The sequence below is a fragment of the Streptomyces sp. Je 1-79 genome, from assembly GCF_025195125.1.
Lineage (GTDB): Bacteria > Actinomycetota > Actinomycetes > Streptomycetales > Streptomycetaceae > Streptomyces.
The window spans coordinates 43,199-61,291 of record NZ_JAMGSL010000013.1 but is presented as its reverse complement, the minus strand read 5'-3'; the positions used below and the strand labels follow the sequence as shown (position 1 = coordinate 61,291).

The 18,093-nt window shown below is 70.6% G+C and carries 16 protein-coding genes; 10 read left to right on the top strand and 6 right to left on the bottom strand.

The features are described from left to right. Positions 1-90: 90 nt before the first annotated feature. From glmU to M5362_RS25455, 6 genes are all read left to right on the top strand, one after another. Positions 91-1,536 carry a bifunctional UDP-N-acetylglucosamine diphosphorylase/glucosamine-1-phosphate N-acetyltransferase GlmU gene (glmU, locus tag M5362_RS25480; RefSeq protein ID WP_260230079.1) on the top strand — a complete coding sequence of 482 codons (1,446 nt, stop codon included), beginning with the start codon at positions 91-93 and terminating at the stop codon, positions 1,534-1,536. A 121-nt stretch (positions 1,537-1,657) separates the two neighbouring features. Continuing rightward, positions 1,658-2,632: a ribose-phosphate diphosphokinase gene (locus M5362_RS25475; RefSeq protein WP_260230078.1), complete on the top strand. Its 975-nt coding sequence runs from the start codon at positions 1,658-1,660 to the stop codon at positions 2,630-2,632. Positions 2,633-2,888: 256 nt separating this feature from the next. Continuing rightward, entirely contained in the window at positions 2,889-3,485 is a 597-nt protein-coding gene (locus M5362_RS25470; protein WP_260230077.1) for a 50S ribosomal protein L25/general stress protein Ctc, read from the top strand. A gap of 132 nt (positions 3,486-3,617) precedes the next feature. Continuing rightward, on the top strand, positions 3,618-4,214 hold the full coding sequence (gene pth, locus M5362_RS25465; protein ID WP_260230076.1) for an aminoacyl-tRNA hydrolase: 597 nt from the start codon (positions 3,618-3,620) through the stop codon (positions 4,212-4,214). A gap of 39 nt (positions 4,215-4,253) precedes the next feature. Beyond that, a complete protein-coding gene (locus tag M5362_RS25460) occupies positions 4,254-4,697 on the top strand; it encodes a hypothetical protein (RefSeq protein ID WP_260230075.1) in 444 nt (147 codons plus the stop codon). Positions 4,698-4,835: 138 nt separating this feature from the next. Continuing rightward, entirely contained in the window at positions 4,836-5,555 is a 720-nt protein-coding gene (locus M5362_RS25455; RefSeq protein ID WP_260230074.1) for an LPXTG cell wall anchor domain-containing protein, read from the top strand. A 68-nt stretch (positions 5,556-5,623) separates the two neighbouring features. Here the strand turns inward: M5362_RS25455 and ppc are convergent, their stop codons facing one another. Continuing rightward, complete coding sequence (gene ppc / locus M5362_RS25450) at positions 5,624-8,353, bottom strand: phosphoenolpyruvate carboxylase (protein WP_260230073.1); 2,730 nt, start codon at positions 8,351-8,353, stop codon at positions 5,624-5,626. Between the two features lie 224 nt (positions 8,354-8,577). Between ppc and M5362_RS25445 the strand changes: the two genes are divergently transcribed. The 3 genes from M5362_RS25445 to M5362_RS25435 all read left to right on the top strand — a co-directional run bounded on the left by M5362_RS25445 (position 8,578) and on the right by M5362_RS25435 (position 12,218). Further along, entirely contained in the window at positions 8,578-9,555 is a 978-nt protein-coding gene (locus M5362_RS25445) for a fatty acid desaturase (protein ID WP_260230072.1), read from the top strand. Beyond that, positions 9,555-10,229, top strand: coding sequence for a TetR/AcrR family transcriptional regulator (locus tag M5362_RS25440; protein ID WP_260230209.1), 675 nt, complete (start codon positions 9,555-9,557; stop codon positions 10,227-10,229). Before M5362_RS25445 ends, M5362_RS25440 begins: the two co-directional genes overlap by 1 nt. Before the next feature lie 282 nt (positions 10,230-10,511). After that, entirely contained in the window at positions 10,512-12,218 is a 1,707-nt protein-coding gene (locus M5362_RS25435; RefSeq protein ID WP_260230071.1) for a VCBS repeat-containing protein, read from the top strand. 95 nt (positions 12,219-12,313) lie between these two features. Here M5362_RS25435 and M5362_RS25430 read toward each other — a convergent pair whose 3' ends face one another. After that, positions 12,314-13,156 (bottom strand): trans-aconitate 2-methyltransferase, encoded by an 843-nt coding sequence (locus tag M5362_RS25430; protein WP_260230070.1) that lies wholly within the window; start codon positions 13,154-13,156, stop codon positions 12,314-12,316. 131 nt (positions 13,157-13,287) lie between these two features. On the opposite strand from M5362_RS25430, the gene M5362_RS25425 reads away from it, so the two are divergent. Next, positions 13,288-13,785, top strand: coding sequence for a MarR family winged helix-turn-helix transcriptional regulator (locus tag M5362_RS25425; protein ID WP_260230069.1), 498 nt, complete (start codon positions 13,288-13,290; stop codon positions 13,783-13,785). Here M5362_RS25425 and M5362_RS25420 read toward each other — a convergent pair. From M5362_RS25420 to galT, 4 genes are all read right to left on the bottom strand, one after another. Then, a complete protein-coding gene (locus M5362_RS25420) occupies positions 13,744-14,529 on the bottom strand; it encodes a response regulator transcription factor (protein WP_261366404.1) in 786 nt (261 codons plus the stop codon). The two genes, M5362_RS25425 and M5362_RS25420, sit on opposite strands and share 42 nt — an antisense overlap. A 272-nt stretch (positions 14,530-14,801) precedes the next feature. Then, complete coding sequence (galK, locus tag M5362_RS25415; protein ID WP_260230067.1) at positions 14,802-15,959, bottom strand: galactokinase; 1,158 nt, start codon at positions 15,957-15,959, stop codon at positions 14,802-14,804. Further along, on the bottom strand, positions 15,956-16,921 hold the full coding sequence (gene galE, locus M5362_RS25410; protein WP_260230066.1) for a UDP-glucose 4-epimerase GalE: 966 nt from the start codon (positions 16,919-16,921) through the stop codon (positions 15,956-15,958). Before galE ends, galK begins: the two co-directional genes overlap by 4 nt. Next, the gene (galT, locus tag M5362_RS25405; protein ID WP_260230065.1) at positions 16,918-17,961 is read right to left on the bottom strand and encodes a galactose-1-phosphate uridylyltransferase; all 1,044 of its coding nucleotides are present in this window, start codon (positions 17,959-17,961) and stop codon (positions 16,918-16,920) included. The genes galE and galT overlap by 4 nt, the downstream gene beginning before the upstream one ends. Between the last annotated feature and the right edge of the window lie 132 nt (positions 17,962-18,093).

Sequence of the window (18,093 nt, the reverse complement as noted above, 5' to 3'; positions counted from 1 at the left end):
ACCTCCCCGGTCGGGACCCGCACTCATTTCCGCCCCTAAACCCCCCGGTATCCTGCGGGTGTCCACCACCCGAAGCCGAAGGGCATTCCCGTGAGCGCCAACCGCCCGGCCGCCGTCGTCGTCCTCGCAGCGGGTGAGGGCACCCGCATGAAGTCGAAGACCCCCAAGGTCCTGCACGAAATCGCCGGACGCTCCCTCGTCGGGCACGTCGTGTCCGCCGCGCGTGAGCTGGAGCCCGAGCACCTCGTCGTGGTCGTCGGGCACGCCCGTGAGAAGGTCACCGCGCATCTCGACGCGCACTACGCCGGTACCCGCACCGCCGTCCAGTACGAGCAGAACGGCACCGGTCACGCCGTCCGCATGGGCCTCGAAGAGCTCGGACAGGCCCCCGAGGGCACCGTCGTCGTCGTGTGCGGCGACACCCCGCTGCTCTCCGGGGAGACCCTGAAGGCCCTCGCCGGCACCCACGCGGCCGACGGCAACGCGGTCACCGTGCTCACCGCCGACGTGCCGGACTCCACCGGCTACGGGCGCATCGTCCGGGACGCCTCGGGTGCCGTCACCGCGATCGTCGAGCACAAGGACGCCTCCGACGAGCAGCGCGCCATCAAGGAGATCAACTCCGGGGTCTTCGCCTTCGACGGCCGGCTGCTCGCCGACGCGCTGGGCAAGGTCCGGACGGACAACAGCCAGGGCGAGGAGTACCTCACCGACGTGCTGTCGATCCTCCGGGAGGCCGGTCACCGGGTCGGCGCGTCCGTCGCGGGCGACCACCGGGAGATCCTGGGGATCAACAACCGGGTGCAGCTGGCCGAGGCCCGTGCCCTGCTGAACCAGCGCCTGCTGGAGCGGGCGATGACCGCGGGTGTGACGGTGGTCGACCCGTCCTCCGTGTTCGTGGACGTCACGGTGACGTTCGAGCCGGACGCCGTCATCCACCCGGGTACGCAGCTGCTGGGCTCGACGCACATCGGCGAGGACGCCGAGGTCGGTCCGAACACGCGGCTGAAGGACACGACGGTCGGCCGGGGCGCGCGGGTGGACAACACGGTCGCCGACTCCGCCGTGATCGGCGAGAGCGCCTCCGTGGGGCCGTTCGCGTATCTGCGTCCGGGGACGAACCTGGGCCGCAAGGCCAAGGCGGGCACGTACGTGGAGATGAAGAACGCGGCGATCGGTGAGGGTACGAAGGTTCCGCACCTCTCCTATGTCGGGGACGCCACGATCGGCGAGTACACGAACATCGGCGCGGCGAGCGTCTTCGTGAACTACGACGGTGAGGCGAAGCACCACACGACGATCGGGTCGCACTGCCGGACCGGGTCGGACAACATGTTTGTGGCACCCATCACGATCGGGGACGGTGCGTACACCGCCGCCGGGTCTGTGATCACCAAGGACGTACCGGCCGGTTCGCTCGCCGTCGCCCGGGGCCAGCAGCGGAATATCGAGGGTTGGGTGGCTCGGAAGCGGCCCGGGAGCGCCGCGGCGCAGGCTGCTCAGGCGGCTGCGGAGGAGCCTTCCGGCGAAAGCTGACCGGAAACGGGTACGTCGAACTCGGCGTACCGTGATACGTGCACATAAATTCGGCTGGCTCGCGCACGCGCACGGGAGCGCGGAGTTCGGGGCCAGAAGACACGTCTGAGGAGACAGTGCTGTGACCGGGATCAAGACGACCGGCGAGAAGAAGCTGATGCTCTTCTCCGGCCGCGCCCACCCCGAGCTGGCCGAGGAGGTCGCGCACCAGCTGGGTGTCGGCCTCGTGCCGACCAAGGCTTTCGACTTCGCGAACGGCGAGATCTACGTCCGTTTCCAGGAGTCGGCTCGTGGCGCGGACTGCTTCCTGATCCAGAGCCACACGGCTCCGATCAACAAGTGGATCATGGAGCAGCTGATCATGATCGATGCTCTGAAGCGGGCTTCCGCCCGGAGCATCACCGTGATCATCCCGTCGTACGGCTATGCCCGTCAGGACAAGAAGCACCGTGGGCGTGAGCCGATCTCGGCGCGTCTGGTGGCGGACCTGCTGAAGACCTCGGGTGCGGACCGGATCCTCACGGTGGATCTGCACACGGACCAGATCCAGGGCTTCTTCGACGGCCCGGTGGACCATCTGTCGGCTCTGCCGGTCCTCGCGGACTACGTGGGCAACAAGGTGGACCGTTCGAAGCTGACGATCGTCTCCCCGGACGCGGGCCGTGTGCGGGTGGCGGACCGTTGGTGCGACCGTCTGGACGCGCCGCTGGCGATCGTGCACAAGCGTCGTGACAAGGACGTCGCCAACCAGGTGACGGTCCACGAGGTCGTCGGTGACGTGAAGGGCCGGGTCTGTGTCCTGGTCGACGACATGGTGGACACGGGTGGCACGATCTGCGCCGCGGCCGACGCGCTCTTCGCGCACGGTGCCGAGGACGTCATCGTGACGGCGACGCACGGCATCCTGTCGGGGCCGGCGGCCGATCGTCTGAAGAACTCGAAGGTGAGCGAGTTCGTGTTCACGGACACGCTGCCGGTGCCGAGTTCGCTGGAGCTCGACAAGATCACGGTTCTGTCGATCGCGCCGACGATCGCGCGTGCGGTGCGTGAGGTGTTCGAGGACGGTTCGGTGACGAGCCTCTTCGAGGAGCACTGAGCCTGATCGGCTGAGCTGCTGATCGGCTGGTGAGAGGCCCGTTTCCCCTGAGGGGAGGCGGGCCTCTCCGCCGTCTTGCGAGGGGTCCGGTGATCCAATTGGGTGGGGCGACGGGCGGCGGGTAGACTGCCGTAGTTGCTCGGCGAGGGAGGCCGTACCGGTGAGGTGCGGCGGTCCGTTATCGACGCGCTCTTCGTAGCAGGCCAGTCGTGGCCGGGTAGCCACACTGTTCTGTTTCTGCTTACGAGGAGTGCATATGTCCGAGGTGAAGATCTCCGCCGAGGTTCGTTCCGAGTTCGGCAAGGGCGCCGCGCGCGCCGTCCGCCGTGAGAACAAGGTTCCCGGCGTTCTCTACGGTCACGGCACCGAGCCGGTCCACGTGACCCTTCCGGGCCACGAGCTGCTGCTCGCGCTGCGTACCCCGAACGTCCTGCTGGCCCTGGACGTCGACGGCAAGAGCGAGCTGGCGATCCCGAAGGCCGTTCAGCGTGACGCCATCAAGGGCTTCCTGGTCCACGTCGACCTGCTCCTGGTCAAGCGTGGCGAGAAGGTCACGGTCGAGATCCCGGTTCAGGCCGAGGGTGAGCTGGCCGCCGGTGGCAACCTGCTGGAGCACGTGCTGAACACGCTCTCCGTCGAGGCCGAGGCCACTCACATCCCCGAGGCCGTCACGGTCTCCGTGGAGGGCCTGGAGGCCGGTGCCTCCGTCCTCGCCAAGGACATCGCGCTGCCGAAGGGCTCGACCCTGGTGACCGAGGCCGACGCCGTCGTGCTGCAGGTCCTGGCCGCGCAGGCCGAGGAGCCGGCCGCCGAGGGTGCCGAGGAGCCGGCCGCCGAGGGTGCCGAGGCCTGAGCCGTAGGCTCTGCTTGACGCGGACGGGGTGGTGGGCTGCGGCCCGCCACCCCGTTCCGCTGTTCCCCCTGTACAACACAGGTGTTCCCTGTACGCAGATGTTCCTGTACGCAGACGAGGAGACGTCCCACGATGACGGACGACGCGAACGCCCCCTGGCTGATCGTCGGTCTCGGCAATCCGGGCCCTGATTACGCCGCGAACCGCCACAATGTGGGCTTCATGGTGGTGGACCTGCTCGCCGAGCGCATCGGCGGGAAGTTCAAGCGGGCGCAGAAGGCGCAGGCGCAGGTCGTCGAGGGCCGGATGGGCCCGCCCGGGCCGGCCAATCGTCGGGTGATCCTCGCGAAGCCGATGTCGTACATGAATCTCTCGGGCGGGCCGGTGACGGTGCTGCGTGATTTCTACAAGGTGCCGACGGCGCGGATCGTGGCGGTCCATGACGAGCTGGACATCGATTACGGCGTGCTGCGAGTGAAGATCGGCGGGGGCGACAACGGGCACAACGGTCTGAAGTCGATGACGAAGGCGATGGGTGCGGAGTACCACCGGGTGCGGTTCGGTATCGGTCGGCCGCCGGGGCGGATGCAGGTCGCGGACTTCGTTCTGAAGGACTTCTCGTCGACGGAGCGCAAGGAGCTCGACTATTTCGTGGACCGGGCGGCGGATTCCGTCGAGTGCCTGGTGGCGGAGGGTCTGGAGCGCGCGCAGTCGGCGTACAACTCCTGACCGTCGCCCCGCCGCGGTACGACTGTACGATCCCGGGTCATGATGCACGCCCGTAACGCCGCCATGGCTCTGGTCGCCCTGCTGCTCCTCGTCGCGGGAGCGTGGTCGTCGTGGGGTACGGCCCAGCACGTCCTGCTTCCCAAGGGCCGTGAGCACGGCACGTTGACGTTGACCGGCTGCAACGACGAGACGTGCAGCGGTCGTTATGTCCCGGAGGGTCCGCCTTCGCCGCACAGCACTCTGTCCATCGATCGTTCGGTCGCGGCGGAGAAGGGGCAGACGCTGCCCGTGGTCGTGAAGCCGGGGACGAGTGAGGCGGTGCGGACGGGGTGGGGCGGCGGTCTGCACGCCTGGCTGCCGTTGGGCGGGGCGTTGTTGCTCGCGGCGCCGCTGATAGGGGGCGGTCTTCGGTTGACGCGGACGGCGTGGTCGTTGGCGGGGGCGGGTGGCGTGTTGCTGCTGGGGGCGTTCTTCGCGCTCTGAGGGGCGATTTCCGGCCTTCGTGGCGCGATCCATCCGGATCGTTATGAACCTTTGGGTTAAGGGTGACTTAAAGGTGTGGATAGGCTGCCGATGCCACCTCCCACGGCAACCTCTCATCTCCCAGATGGACGACTGCACATGCGACGATCCCTCATCCCCGCCGGCGCGCTGGTCGCCGCCATGGCGGGCTCTCTCGTCCTGGCTCCGGCGGCTTCCGCCACCGGCAAGCATGGCGACAACGGCACCGTGAAGATCCACGACGCCAAGACCGGCGAGGAGCTCCGTAAGAACGAGCCCAAGGTCTGCGTCTTCTACCTCGACGCCTTCGGCTTCGACGCCGGCCAGAAGGTGAACTGGCACATCGAGGCCTGGGCCAACAACGACCAGGACAAGGGCACCACGGTCAAGTCCGGTCTCATCACGCTCGACGCCGACGGCCACGAGCGCACCGAGGACATGACCCTCCCGAACGGCCAGTACAAGCTGTTCTGGAACTGGGAGGGCGAGAAGGGCAGCGCCAAGCACAAGGTCTTCAAGACCGACTGCCCGCCCGCCGAGACCCCGGGCACCGAGACCCCTGGCACTCCGGGCACGTCCGAGACGCCCGGCACGGAGACCCCGGGCACAGAGACGCCTGGCACCCCGGGCACGTCCGAGACGCCCGGCGCGACGCCGTCCGCCACGGACTCCGCCTCGGCCGGTGCGACCCCGTCCGCCTCCGCGAGCACCGACGCCACCGGTGGTCTCGCCGAGACGGGCTCCAGCGCCCCCGTCGGCATCATCGCCGCCGTCGCCGTCGCCCTCGCGGGTGCCGGTTCCGTCCTGGTGATGCGCCGCCGCAAGGCCCAGCAGCACTGAGTCCTACCACAGTGAAGTGCCCCCGTCGGTCGGACCGATGGGGGCACTTGTCGTTCACGGGGCAGGCGTCAGCCGGTGTTGCGCAGGCCCGCGGCGACGCCGTTGACGGTGAGCAGCAGGGCTCGGGCCAGCAGCGGGTCCGGGTCCTCGCCGCGTTCGGCGGCGGCGCGCTGGCGGGCGAGGAGGGCCACCTGGAGGTAGGAGATCGGGTCCAGGTAGGCGTCGCGGATGGCGAAGGTCTGCTGGAGGACGGGGTTGGAGTCCAGCAGGGTCTTGCCGCCGGTGACCTTGAGGACCTCGGCGACGGTGAGCGCGTGCTCCTCCTCGATGGTGGCGAAGACGTGCTTGAGCTCGTCCGGCACGAGGGTGTCGACGTAGTGGCGGGCGATCCGCAGGTCGGTCTTGGCCAGCGTCATCTCGACGTTGGCGAGGAAGTTGCGGAAGAAGTGCCAGCGCTCGTACATCTCGCCGAGTACGGGGTCGAGTCCGGCCTCGCGCAGCGCCTTGAGGCCGGAGCCGACGCCGAACCAGCCGGGGACGATCTGGCGGGACTGCGTCCAGCCGAAGACCCAGGGGATGGCGCGCAGTCCGTCGAGGCCGGCGCCCGAGTCGGGGCGGCGGGAGGGCCGGGAGCCCAGGTGCAGGTCGGCCAGCTGGTCGACGGGGGTGGCGGCGAAGAAGTACGACGGGAGGTCGGGGTCCTCGACGAGCCTGCGGTACGCGGTGTGGGCGGCGTCGGAGACGGTGTCCATGGCCGCGTCCCAGCGGGCGAGGGCGTCGTCGGACTGGCGCGGCGCGGTGTGCAGGGCGGAGGCCTGCAGGGTGGCGGCGACGGTCAGTTCGAGGTTCTCCCGGGCCAGGGACGGGATCAGGTACTTGTCGGAGATGACCTCGCCCTGCTCGGTCACCTTGATCTCGCCCTCCAGGGTTCCCCAGGGCTGGGCGAGGATCGCGTCGTGCGAGGGGCCGCCGCCGCGGCCGACGGTGCCGCCGCGGCCGTGGAACAGCCTCAGCCGTACGCCGTAGCGGTGGGCGACGTCGCGCAGCCTGCGCTGGGCGCGGTGGATCTCCCACTGGGAGGTGGTGATTCCGCCGAACTTGGAGGAGTCGGAGTAGCCGAGCATGACCTCCTGGACGTCGCCGCGGAGTGAGACGAGGCGGCGGTAGGAGGGGTCGGCGAGCATGTCGTTGAGGATGACGTCGGCGGCCTTGAGCTCGTCGGTGGTCTCCAGGAGCGGCACGATGCCGATCTTGGCCCAGCCGGCGTGCAGGTCGAGCAGTCCGGCCTCGCGGGCGAGGACGGTGGCGGCGAAGACGTCGTCGGCGCCCTGGCACATCGAGATGATGTACGACTCGATGACCTCGGGGCCGAAGCGCTCGAAGGCTTCCTTGACGGTGCCGAAGACGCCGAGGGTCTTCTGTCCGGCGGCGTCCAGGGGGGCGGGCGTCGGCCCGAGCGGGCGGCGGGAGCGGAGCTCCTTGGCGAGGAGCTTCTGCCGGTAGTCGCGGGGCATGTCGGCGTAGCGCCAGGACTCCTCGCCGAGCCGGTCGAAGAGCTGGCCGAGTGCGTGGTGGTGGGCGTCGGCGTGTTCGCGGACGTCCATGGTGGCGAGCTGGAGGCCGAAGGCGGACAGGGTGCGGATGGTGCGGTCCATCCGGCCGTCGGCGAAGAGGGCGCCGCGGTGCTCGCGCAGGGAGGTCTGGATCAGGGCGAGGTCGTGGACGAGCTCGGAGGTGCCGAGGTAGTCGCGGCCTTCCTGGTGCTGGGTGCCCTTCGCGAGGCGCTCGCGGGTGTTGACGAGCTTCTGGCGGATGCAGGTCGCCTTGAGCCGGTAGGGCTCCTCGGCGTTGAGCCGCTTGTAGCGGGGGCTGATCTCCGGGAGGCCCTCCAGGTCGCGCTGGAGGGAGGTGAGGAGTTCCTCGGTGGCTCCGGCGTAGCGGATGGAGTTGGAGAGGAAGCCGCGGAGTTCGTCGACGAGTTCGAGGGCGTCGGTGATGCCGTGCTCGTGCTGGAGGATGAGGACGTCCCAGGTCACCTGGGGGGTGACGTTGGGGTTGCCGTCGCGGTCGCCGCCGATCCAGGTGCCGAAGGTCAGCGGGCGGGTGCCGGCGGGCAGCTCGACGCCGACGCGTTCCAGCTCGGCGGCGAGGTCCTCCAGGACGTCGCCGACGGCGCCGGCGTGCAGCTCGTCGAGGTAGTAGATGGCGTTGCGGGCCTCGTCGGCGGGCTCGGGGCGGACGACCCGGAGTTCGTCGGTCTGCCAGATGAGGTCGATGTTCTCGGCGAGCCGCAGGTCGTGGCGGCGCCGGTCGGCCTCGATGACCGGGGTCTCCAGGAGGGCGGCGATGCGGCGCAGCTTGTTGAGGACCGAGCGGCGGGCGGCTTCGGTGGGGTGCGCGGTGAAGACGGGCCGTACGTTGAGGTTCCGTACCGTCTCGCGGACGTGCTGGGGGTCGCCGTCCTTGAGCATGTCGGCGGTGCGGGCGAGCAGTCCGCCCTCGGCGGCGCGCTTCTCGCGCATCTCGCGGCCGCGGTGGACCTGCTCGGTGACGTTCGCCAGGTGGAAGTAGGTGGAGAAGGCGCGCACCAGCTTGGTGGCGGTCTCCAGGTCGGTCTCGCCCAGCAGCTCGGCTGCGGCCTCGCCGTCCTCGCGGGTGAGCCGGCGGACCTTCTCGACGAGGTCGAGGAGGTCGTGGCCCTCCTGGCGGACGAGGGTCTCGCCCAGCAGGTCGCCCAGTCGGCGGATGTCGGAACGCAGCTCGGCGTTGTCGGTGGGGGTCTGGTCGGCACTGCTCACAGGTGCGGCTCCTTGCAGTGTTCGGGCACGTCTGGAGGGGTACTGGAGGCTTGCGGACCGCGCTGTCCGACGCACACAGGATAGGTGTCCATCCCTTGGACGCCTCGCAGCCCCTCGTGTGCCCTCTTGCCGCGCGGCCCGGCGCTGCCATACTTACGTCGCCGTAGGTTACGGTCCCGTAGCCGCGGCTCCATTCCCTCACCCTCACCCCCCAGGGGACTCCTATGACCTCACGTCCCGAGGTGCTCGAACCCACCGGCCAGGACCTCTCGGATCTGCCTTCCGCCACCCTCGGCGGGGACGACAAGCGATCGATCGAGCAGATCACGCTGCTGCTGTTCATCACGGTGCCCTTCCTGGCTCTGCTGGCGGCGGTACCGCTGGCCTGGGGCTGGGGCGTGAGCTGGCTCGACCTGGGTCTGCTGGTGGCGATGTACTACATCGGGTGTCACGGCATCACGATCGGTTTCCACCGGTATTTCACGCACGGTTCCTTCAAGGCGAAGCGGCCCCTGCGGATCGCGCTGGCGGTCATGGGCTCGCTGGCGGTGGAGGGTCCGCTGGTGCGGTGGGTGGCGGACCACCGCAAGCACCACAAGTTCTCCGACGCGGAGGGCGACCCGCACTCGCCGTGGCGGTTCGGCGAGACCGTGCCGGCGCTGATGAAGGGCCTGTGGTGGGCGCACATCGGCTGGATGTTCGACGAGGAGCGCACGCCGCAGGCCAAGTACGCGCCGGATCTGATCAAGGATCCGGCGATCCGGCGGATCTCCCGCGACTTCATCTACTGGACGATGCTGTCCCTGGCGATCCCGCCGCTGGTGGGGGGTCTGGTGACGATGTCCTGGTGGGGTGCGTTCACGGCCTTCTTCTGGGGTTCGCTGGTCCGGGTGGCGCTGCTGCACCACGTCACGTGGTCGATCAACTCGATCTGTCACGCGGTGGGCAAGCGGCCGTTCAAGTCGCGTGACCGTTCGGGCAACGTGTGGTGGCTGGCCGTGCTGTCGTGCGGCGAGTCCTGGCACAACCTGCATCACGCGGACCCGACGTCGGCGCGGCACGGGGTGCTGCGGGGCCAGGTCGACTCCAGCGCGCGGCTGATCCGCTGGTTCGAGCAGCTGGGATGGGCGTACGACGTGCGCTGGCCGAACGCCTCGCGGATCGAAGCCCGGCGCCGGGGCGAGCCCGCCGACGCGGCATGATGGAGAACGTGGCGATCGACGGCAGTACCAGCAGCAGCGAGAACAAGCCCCGGCGTGGCCGACGGGTGCGGATGACGGGCGCGGAGCGCCGGGAGCAGCTGCTGGACATCGGTCGGACGCTGTTCGCCGCGAAGGGTTTCGAGGGCACGTCGGTGGAGGAGATCGCGGCGAAGGCCGGGGTCTCCAAGCCGGTGGTGTACGAGCACTTCGGCGGCAAGGAGGGGCTGTACGCGGTCGTGGTCGACCGGGAGATGCGGCAGCTGCTCGACATGGTGACGGGGGCGCTGACGGCGGGCCATCCGCGTGAGCTGCTCGAACAGGCGGCGTTCGCGCTGCTGGACTACATCGAGCGGTACACGGACGGTTTCCGGATCCTGGTCCGTGATTCGCCGGTGGCCCAGTCGACGGGCACGTTCGCGTCGCTGATCAGTGACATCGCCACGCAGGTCGAGGACATTCTGGGTCTGGAGTTCAAGGCCCGGGGTTTCGATCCGAAGCTGGCGCCGCTGTACGCGCAGGCGCTGGTGGGCAGTGTGGCGCTGACGGGCCAGTGGTGGCTGGACGTCCGCAAGCCGAAGAAGGCGGAGGTCGCCGCGCATCTGGTGAATCTGGCGTGGCACGGTCTTGACGGCCTCGAGCAGAAGCCGCGGCTGATAGGGCACCGCAAGAGCTGAGGCGGGGGGCGGTCCTCGGGCTAGGCCCTGTCGGCGGGGCGGTCCGCGAAACCGGGGTGAGCCGGGCGGTCCGTCGGCAAGAGGTGGATGCGGCAGTCGTGCCGGGCCCCTGCTGCCGGGCGTATGTGTTGATCCCCTGTCGGCGGGGGGCGATATGCTCCCCTCCACATCCGGGGAGGCGTTCGCCCTTCGTACGCGTTTTCGTGCCGTGCGGAGGTGTCGCGGATCCCTGCCCCCGGTCCATCGGCTGTTCTGATCCCTGGGGGGGATCTCTTGCGTTCTGTGCACTCCACCCGTGCCCGCCGCATCGCGGCATGCACCGCTCTCGTCCTCTCCGCGGGCATGCTGCTCGCGACCCCGGCCTCGGCCGACCAGCCCGCGCCGCGCCCCGCCGTCGAGAAGCCGGCGCCGGCCTTCACCCCGCCGTCCCTGACGCGGCCGGCGCCGGGCGGCGACCGTGCGGGTGCGGCCGGGGCCGACGGCGTCGGCGCGTCCCCGCAGCTGTCGGACTTCGACGGCGACGGTACGGGCGACCTGATCTACCGCGCCTGGAGCGGCGACGTCTACACCGCCACGACATCGGGCGCGGGCGGTCTCTTCCTCGGAAGCACCGCGGAGCCCGCGAAGGACATCATCCCGATCGGCAACCAGGACGGGGACGTCAGCGGCCCCGAGGTCCTGATGCTCTCCGAGCAGGGCGCGCTCACCCTGTACACGGACGCCACGCCCAACGACGCGGTGTACACGTGGAGGGGTGGCGGCTGGCAGATCTACAACAAGATCGTCGCGCCCGGTGACGTGAACGACGACGGCCGCGCGGACCTGGTCGCCCGCGACCACAGCGGCAACCTGTACGTGTACTTCGCCACCGGCGACCGCGGCGCGCCGTTCGCGGCGCGTATGAAGGTCGGCGGCGGCTGGGGCATCTACGACCAGCTCCTGGGCATCGGCGACAACAACGGCGACGGCTGGGCCGACCTGATCGCCCGTGACACCGCCGGCACCCTGTGGTTCTACGCCGGTGCGGGCGACAAGAGCAGGCCGTTCGCCGCGCGCGCGAGGATCGGCGGCGGCTGGAACACCTACAACCAGATCCTTCCCGTGGGCGACGACAACGGCGACGGCAACGGCGAGCTGCTCGCCCGCGACACGGCCGGCACGCTCTGGTACTACAAGGGCCGGGGCGACGGCACGCTGACGGCGCGTACGAAGGTCAGCAACGACGGTGGCTGGGACGGCGTCCCGCAGTTCGGGGGCGCGGGCAACAACCCCGTCACGGGCAACAAGGAAGGCGTGATCGCCCGCGACAGGGCCGGCACGCTGTACTGGTACGGCAGCCGGACCACCGGCAGGCTCGCCGCGCGCGCCCAGTACAGCGAGCCGGGCGGCTGGAAGGGCGCCGTCTTCACGCACCTGTCCTCCCTGAACCCGGACGGCTCGTCCGACCTCGCGCAGCTCTACCAGGGCAGCCTGTACATCGAGGGCAGCTACATCGGCGGCGGCTGGGGCGGGTACAACACGCTCGTCGGCCCGGGCGACCTGAGCGGCGACGGCAAGGGCGACCTGCTGGCCCGTGACGGCTCCGGCACGCTCTACCTGTACCGGGGCAACGGGCAGAGCACGGCGTTCGCGTCCCGGATCAAGGTCGGCGGCGGCTGGGGCGCCTTCAACAAGATCCTCGGTGCGGGCGACTACACCGGCGACGGCCGTACGGACATCGTGGCCCGCACCTCGGGCGGCGACCTGTACGTCTACCCGGGCACGGGTGTCGCGGCCACGCCGTTCAAGGCGCGGGTGAAGGTCGGCAGCGGCTGGAACACGTACACCAGGCTGGTGGCGCCGGGCGACCTGAACGCCGACGGCAAGGGCGACCTGCTGGGCGTGAACGCGGCGGGCGACCTGTACAGCTACCTGAACACCTCCCCGGGCAAGTTCACCGGACGGGCGAGGATCGGCAACGGCTTCGGCATCTACGACACGATGTCCTGACGCCACCAGGGCGGGCACCGTACGTCAAGGCGCCCCGCACCGGTCTTCCGGTGCGGGGCGCCCGTGCGTCCGGGCGCCGTGTCACGGCGCCCCCGTCACAGCGGCTTCGTCGCCATGGCGAAAATGCGCCGGAACGGGAAGACGGTGCCGCGGGGGCCCGGCGGGTAGGCCGCGCGGAGCAGGTCGCGGTACTGGGCGAGGAACGCGTCGGTGGCCTCCTGGTCGCCTTCCAGGGCCGTCAGGACGGGCCGCAGCGCCGTGCCCTTGACCCAGTCGAGGACGGGGTCCTCGCCCTGAAGGAGCTGTGAGTAGGTGGTCTCCCAGACGTCGGTCGTGCAGCCGAGGTCGGTCAGGCGCAGGAGATAGTCCGCCGGGTCGAGGATGTGGACGAAGCGGCGGCCCTCGCCGCGGAGGCGGCCGCGCCACTGGGGCATGTCGCAGAGTTCACCGAGCAGGGCGTGGCTGGGCGCGGTGAAGTTGCCGGGGACCTGGAAGGCGAGCGTTCCGCCGGGCTTGAGAGCGTCGATCCACGAGGCGAAGGACTCGGGATGGTTGGGAACCCATTGGAGAGCGGCGTTGGAGACGATCAGGTCGTAGGGCTCTTCCGGGGTCCAGTGCGCCGCGTCGGCGGGGCGGAAGTCGAGCCAGCCCCCGCCGGAGGTGGTGCCCGCCCAGTCCTTCTCGGCCCGTTCCAGCATGTCGGGAGAGAGGTCGAAGCCGGTGATGTGGGCATCGGGCCAGCGGTCGGCGAGCAGGACGGTCACATTGCCCGGTCCGCAGCCGAGGTCGGCGATCCGGGCCGGGGTGCCCGTGGCGGGCAGTCGCGGTATTCGGGCGAGCATGTCGAGAAACGGACGGGTGCGATGGCCGGAATGCCGCAGGTACTGCTGCGGATCCCACGTTGGCGCGGTGGAAGCGGAAGATGGTGCGGAATGCATGTTCGAGCCCCCTTGCTGGAACGAGCTGCCGAAGCGGAACTAGGTCCCGGCCCGGTCCTTCCCCATAGTCCATCCGAATATATCTTGACGTCAAGAGACTTTATGTCAACAGACCCTCTACACTGATCGTCATGGAGGACGAGGTCGACCGGTTGGTCGCTGCATGGCGCCGCGAGCGCCCGGACCTCGACGTGGAACCGCTCGAGGTGCTCAGCCGCGTCTCGCGGCTCGCACGCCATCTCGACCGCGCCCGTCGGCTCGCCTTCGCCGAGCACCAGCTGGAGCCCTGGGAGTTCGACGTCCTCACCTCGCTGCGGCGCGCCGGAGCCCCCTACCAGCTCTCCCCCGGCCAGCTCCTCACCCAGACGCTGGTCACCTCGGGCACCATGACCAACCGCATCGACCGGCTCACCAAGAAGGGCCTGGTGGAGCGGCTCCCCGACCCCAGCGACCGGCGCGGGGTGCTGGTCCGTCTGACCCCCGAGGGCCGCGACCGGGCCGACCAGGCGCTCGCCGGGCTGCTCGCCCAGGAGCGGGCCATCCTCGCGCAGCTCTCCCGCGCCGACCGCGGCGAACTGGCGGGGCTGCTACGCCAGCTGACCGCCCCGTTCGACAACATCCCCGGCTAGTTCGGCGGGGCCGACCCCGGCCCGGCGCGCCAGCGCGACCGCGGCCAGCGTGGAGTGCACACCCAGCTTCCCGAGCACGTTCTGCATGTGCGTACGGACGGTGTGCGGGGAGAGGAAGAGCCGCTCGGCGACCGCCTTGCGGCCCAGGCCCGCCACCATGCAGCGCAGCACCTCGCACTCGCGCGGGGTCAGCGACTCCACGAGCTGCTCGCTCTCGGTGCGGTGCTTGCGGGCCGCCGTGAGCTCCCGCAGGACGCCGGTCAGCAGCGCGGGCGGCAGATGCGTCTCGTCGCGCAGGACCCCGCGGATGACGGCGAGGAGCCGCTGCAAGGAGCAGTCCTTGGCCACCCAGCCCGAGGCTCCGGCCTGCAGCGCGAGCGCGGCCCGGTGGGGGTCGTCCTTCTCGGCGAGGACGACCGTACGGACGGAGGGCTGGCTGAGCCGGACCCCGGCGACCAGCGAGATGCCGTCGACGACGCCCTCTCCGTCGTCCGGTACGGCCTGAGCGACCGTCAGGGAGGCGGCGGGGCCGGCCACCGTGCCCAGGTCGGCGTCGACCAGCATCACGTCGTACCGGCGCCCCTCGGCGACCGCCCGTTCCAGACAGCGCGCGGCGGCCGGGCCGCTGCCCGCGGCGGAGACGTCCACGTCGGGCTCGGCCGCGAGTGCGGCGGCCAGCGACTCGGCGAAGATGCGGTGATCGTCCACCACCAGGACCCGGATGCGAGCCACGGACACCCCCAAGTGTCGAGGAACGGACCGGCGCGGGTACGGCGCCGGGGAGGGGGGTCCGTCGATCGCACGGCCGCCGCCGTGCAGTGACTGTTACCCCGTCCCGAACGCCGTACCCGACTGGTCTCGCCCCCTGATCAGCACCGGCCCCCACCGGTGCTGTGCATCAGAGTACGGGCGGGGGGCCTCCGCGGTAGCCGATTGGGAGAACTGACCGAACACGGTGGGACTGCTGTGTCACAAGGACACCGTCGCGACAGAAGTCGACAATTCCGAAGGCGTTCTCACTCCCGGCGGGCTCCCTGGGACGGCACGGCGGGGAAGACGCGCGGCGCGACGAACCCGGCCTCGGCGAAGGCCTTCCCGACCGCGGCCGCCACGGCGTCCGCCCGCGGCTCCGGTACGAGGACGACCGCCGAGCCGCCGAAACCGCCGCCCGTCATCCGCGCACCCAGCGCGCCGGCCGCGTTCGCCGCCTCGACCACGAGGTCCAACTCGGGGCAGGAGACCCGCAGATCGTCCCGGAGCGAGGTGTGGCCCTCGGTGAGGACGGGGCCGACGGCCGCCGCGTCCCCGGCGTCGAGGAGGGCGATCGTCCGCTCGACCCGGTGATTGTCCGAAACCACGTGCCTGACATAGCGGCGAACCGATTCCTCGCTCAAACGCGCGAGCGCATCGGACAGTTGCGCGTACGGGACTTCGCGCAGCGCGCGCACGCCGAGCGCCCGCGCGCCGGCCTCGCAGCCGGCGCGCCGCTCCGCGTACGCGCCGTCCCCGAGCGCGTGCTTCACCCGCGTGTCCACCACGAGGAGCCGGAGCCCCTGTGCGGCGAGGTCGAAGGGCACCTGCCGGTACGAGAGGTCCCGGGTGTCCAGGAAGAGCGCGTGGCCCTCGATCGCGCACGCGGACGCCATCTGGTCCATCACCCCGCACGGAACGCCGACGAAGGCGTTCTCCGCGCGCTGGGCCAGGACGGCCAGCTCGGGGCGGGAGAGCCCCAGGCCGAACAGGTCGTTCAGGGCGAGCGCGGTGACGACCTCCAGGGCGGCGGAGGACGACAGGCCCGCCCCGGTCGGCACGGTCGACGCGAGGTGGATGTCCGCCCCGGTCACCGGATACCCGGCCTCGCGAAGGGCCCACAGGACACCGGCCGGGTACGCGGCCCAGCTCGCGCCGCCGCCGCCCGCGAGCGGGGCGAGCGGTTCCAGCACGCCCAGGTCGAGCCGGACGATCCCGCCCTCGACGTCGGCGGAGTGGACCCGCAGCACGTCGTCGTCCCGCCGGGACACGGCGGCGACCGCCGTGTGCGGCAGCGCGAGGGGCATCACGAAGCCGTCGTTGAAGTCGGTGTACTCGCCGATCAGGTTGACGCGCCCGGGGGCGGCCCAGACGCCCTCCGGCGCCGCCCCGTACAGCGCTTCGAACTCGCCTGCCACGCTCATCCGCGCCCCAGCTCCCTCTCTCTCGCGAACACCCAGGCGTCGCGCACGATGTCCGCCAGGTCCGGGCGGGACGGAATCCAGCCGAGCCGCTCGCGCGCGGCGTCGGCCGAGGCGACGAGGACGGCGGGATCGCCGGCCCGGCGCGCGGCCATGACCTCGGGGACCGGGTGGCCGGTCACCTTGCGCACGGTCTCGACGACCTCGCGCACGGAGAAGCCGTTGCCGTTGCCGAGGTTGCAGATCAGGTGCTCGCCGGAGGTCATGGCGTCCAGGGCGAGCAGGTGCGCCTCGGCGAGGTCGGCGACGTGGATGTAGTCGCGGACACAGGTGCCGTCGGGGGTCGCGTAGTCGTCGCCGTACACGTTGATCGCCTCGCGGCGGCCCAGAGCGACGTCGAGGACCAGCGGGATCAGGTGCGACTCGGGGTCGTGGCGCTCGCCGCAACCGCCGTACGCGCCCGCCACGTTGAAGTACCGCAGCGAGACCGCGGCGAGGCCGTGGGCGGCGCACTCGCCGCCGATCATGTGGTCCACGGCCAGCTTGGAGGCGCCGTAGGGGCTCGTCGGCGCGGTCGGCGCGGACTCCGTGATCGGGACGGACTCCGGTTCGCCGTAGGTGGCGGCCGTGGAGGAGAAGACCAGCTTGCGGACGCCCGCCGTGCGCATGGCCGCGAGCAGGGCCATCGTCCCGCCGACGTTGTTCTCCCAGTACTTCTCGGGCTTGACGACCGACTCGCCGACCTGGGAGAACGCGGCGAAGTGCAGCACGCCGTCGTAGGAGCCGTCCAGCCACCGGGCGGCGTCCTGGATGCGGCCCTCGACGAACTCCGCCCCGGCCGGGACGCCTTCGGCGAAGCCGGTGGAGAGGTCGTCGAGGACGGTCACCTCGTGGCCCGCCTCGACCAGATGGCGGGCGACCGTGCTCCCCACGTAACCCGCGCCGCCTGTCACCAGGTACTTCACTTGCTTGCCACCTCTCGGAGTCGTTCGGCCGCCGTCTCCGGCGGTACGTCGTTCATGAACGCGCCCATGCCGGACTCGGTGCCCGCGAGGTACTTCAGTCTGCCGGGCGCCCGGCGGACGGTGAAAAGCTCCAGGTGCAGCCCGAACTCCGCACGGTCCTCGCCGGTGAACGGCGCCTGGTGCCAGGCGGCGATGTACGGCGTGGGCGGCTCGCCGGGCCCGAAGATCCGGTCGAAGCGCCTCAAGAGTTCCAGATAGATCTGTGGGAAGGCTGTGCGGGCCGCCCCGTCGAGCGCCCGCAGGTCGGGCACCCGGCGGGTGGGGTGGAGGTGGACCTCGTACGGCCAGTGCGCCGCGTACGGCACGAAGGCGATCCAGTGCTCGTTCTCCAGGACCACGCGGACCTTGTCGGCGCGCTCCCTGGCGACGACGTCGTCGAAGAGGTTGCGTCCGGTGCGGGCCCGGTGCTCGGCGGCCTGGCGCCGCATCAGGGCCGTACGGGGGGTGACGTAGGGGAACCCGTAGATCTGGCCGTGGGGGTGGCCGAGGGTCACGCCGATCTCGGCGCCGCGGTTCTCGAAGCAGTAGACCTGCTCGACGCCGGGCCGCTCGGCAAGCTCGGCGGTCCGGTCGGTCCAGGCGTCGAGCACGAGCGCCGCCCGCTCGGGGGTGAGGTCGGCGAAGGAGGCGTCGTGGTCGGAGGTGAAGCAGACGACCTCGCACCGCCCGTTCTCCCCGGCGAGCGAGGGGAAGCGGTTCTCGAAGACGGCGACCTCGTAGTCGGGGGCCGGAATTTCGCTCAGCCGTTCGTCGCGGGTGGGGCAGAGCGGGCACTCGTCGGCCGGCGGGTGGTAGGTCCGGGTCTGCCGGTGCGAGGCCACGGCGACGGAGTCCCCGAGGAGCGCGTCGTACCGGATCTCGGAGGCGGAGGAGACGGGGTCGAGCGGCCGGGCGTCGACGGCGTCGCGGACGGCGTCGTCCCGGGCGTCGTAGTAGATGAGCTCGCGCCCGTCGGCGAGGGTGGTGACGGTCTTCTTCACGGGGTGTCCTCAGCGGGGAACCAAACAGAACCATCCACAAAGAACCACAATCAAACATCGACAGTCAACGGTGAGAGCGCTCTGTGCAGGTTGACGTCGGGACTCCGGGCGCCCGGACCCGCGGCCCTCAGG

Coding starts and splice junctions, on each gene's coding strand:
- M5362_RS25470 (WP_260230077.1), top strand. CDS start 2,889: ATGTCCGAGGTGAAGATCTCCGCCGAGGTTCGTTCCGAGTTCGGCAAG.
- pth (WP_260230076.1), top strand. CDS start 3,618: ATGACGGACGACGCGAACGCCCCCTGGCTGATCGTCGGTCTCGGCAAT.
- M5362_RS25460 (WP_260230075.1), top strand. CDS start 4,254: ATGATGCACGCCCGTAACGCCGCCATGGCTCTGGTCGCCCTGCTGCTC.
- M5362_RS25455 (WP_260230074.1), top strand. CDS start 4,836: ATGCGACGATCCCTCATCCCCGCCGGCGCGCTGGTCGCCGCCATGGCG.
- M5362_RS25445 (WP_260230072.1), top strand. CDS start 8,578: ATGACCTCACGTCCCGAGGTGCTCGAACCCACCGGCCAGGACCTCTCG.
- M5362_RS25440 (WP_260230209.1), top strand. CDS start 9,555: ATGGAGAACGTGGCGATCGACGGCAGTACCAGCAGCAGCGAGAACAAG.
- M5362_RS25430 (WP_260230070.1), bottom strand. CDS start 13,156: ATGCATTCCGCACCATCTTCCGCTTCCACCGCGCCAACGTGGGATCCG.
- M5362_RS25425 (WP_260230069.1), top strand. CDS start 13,288: ATGGAGGACGAGGTCGACCGGTTGGTCGCTGCATGGCGCCGCGAGCGC.
- galK (WP_260230067.1), bottom strand. CDS start 15,959: ATGAGCGTGGCAGGCGAGTTCGAAGCGCTGTACGGGGCGGCGCCGGAG.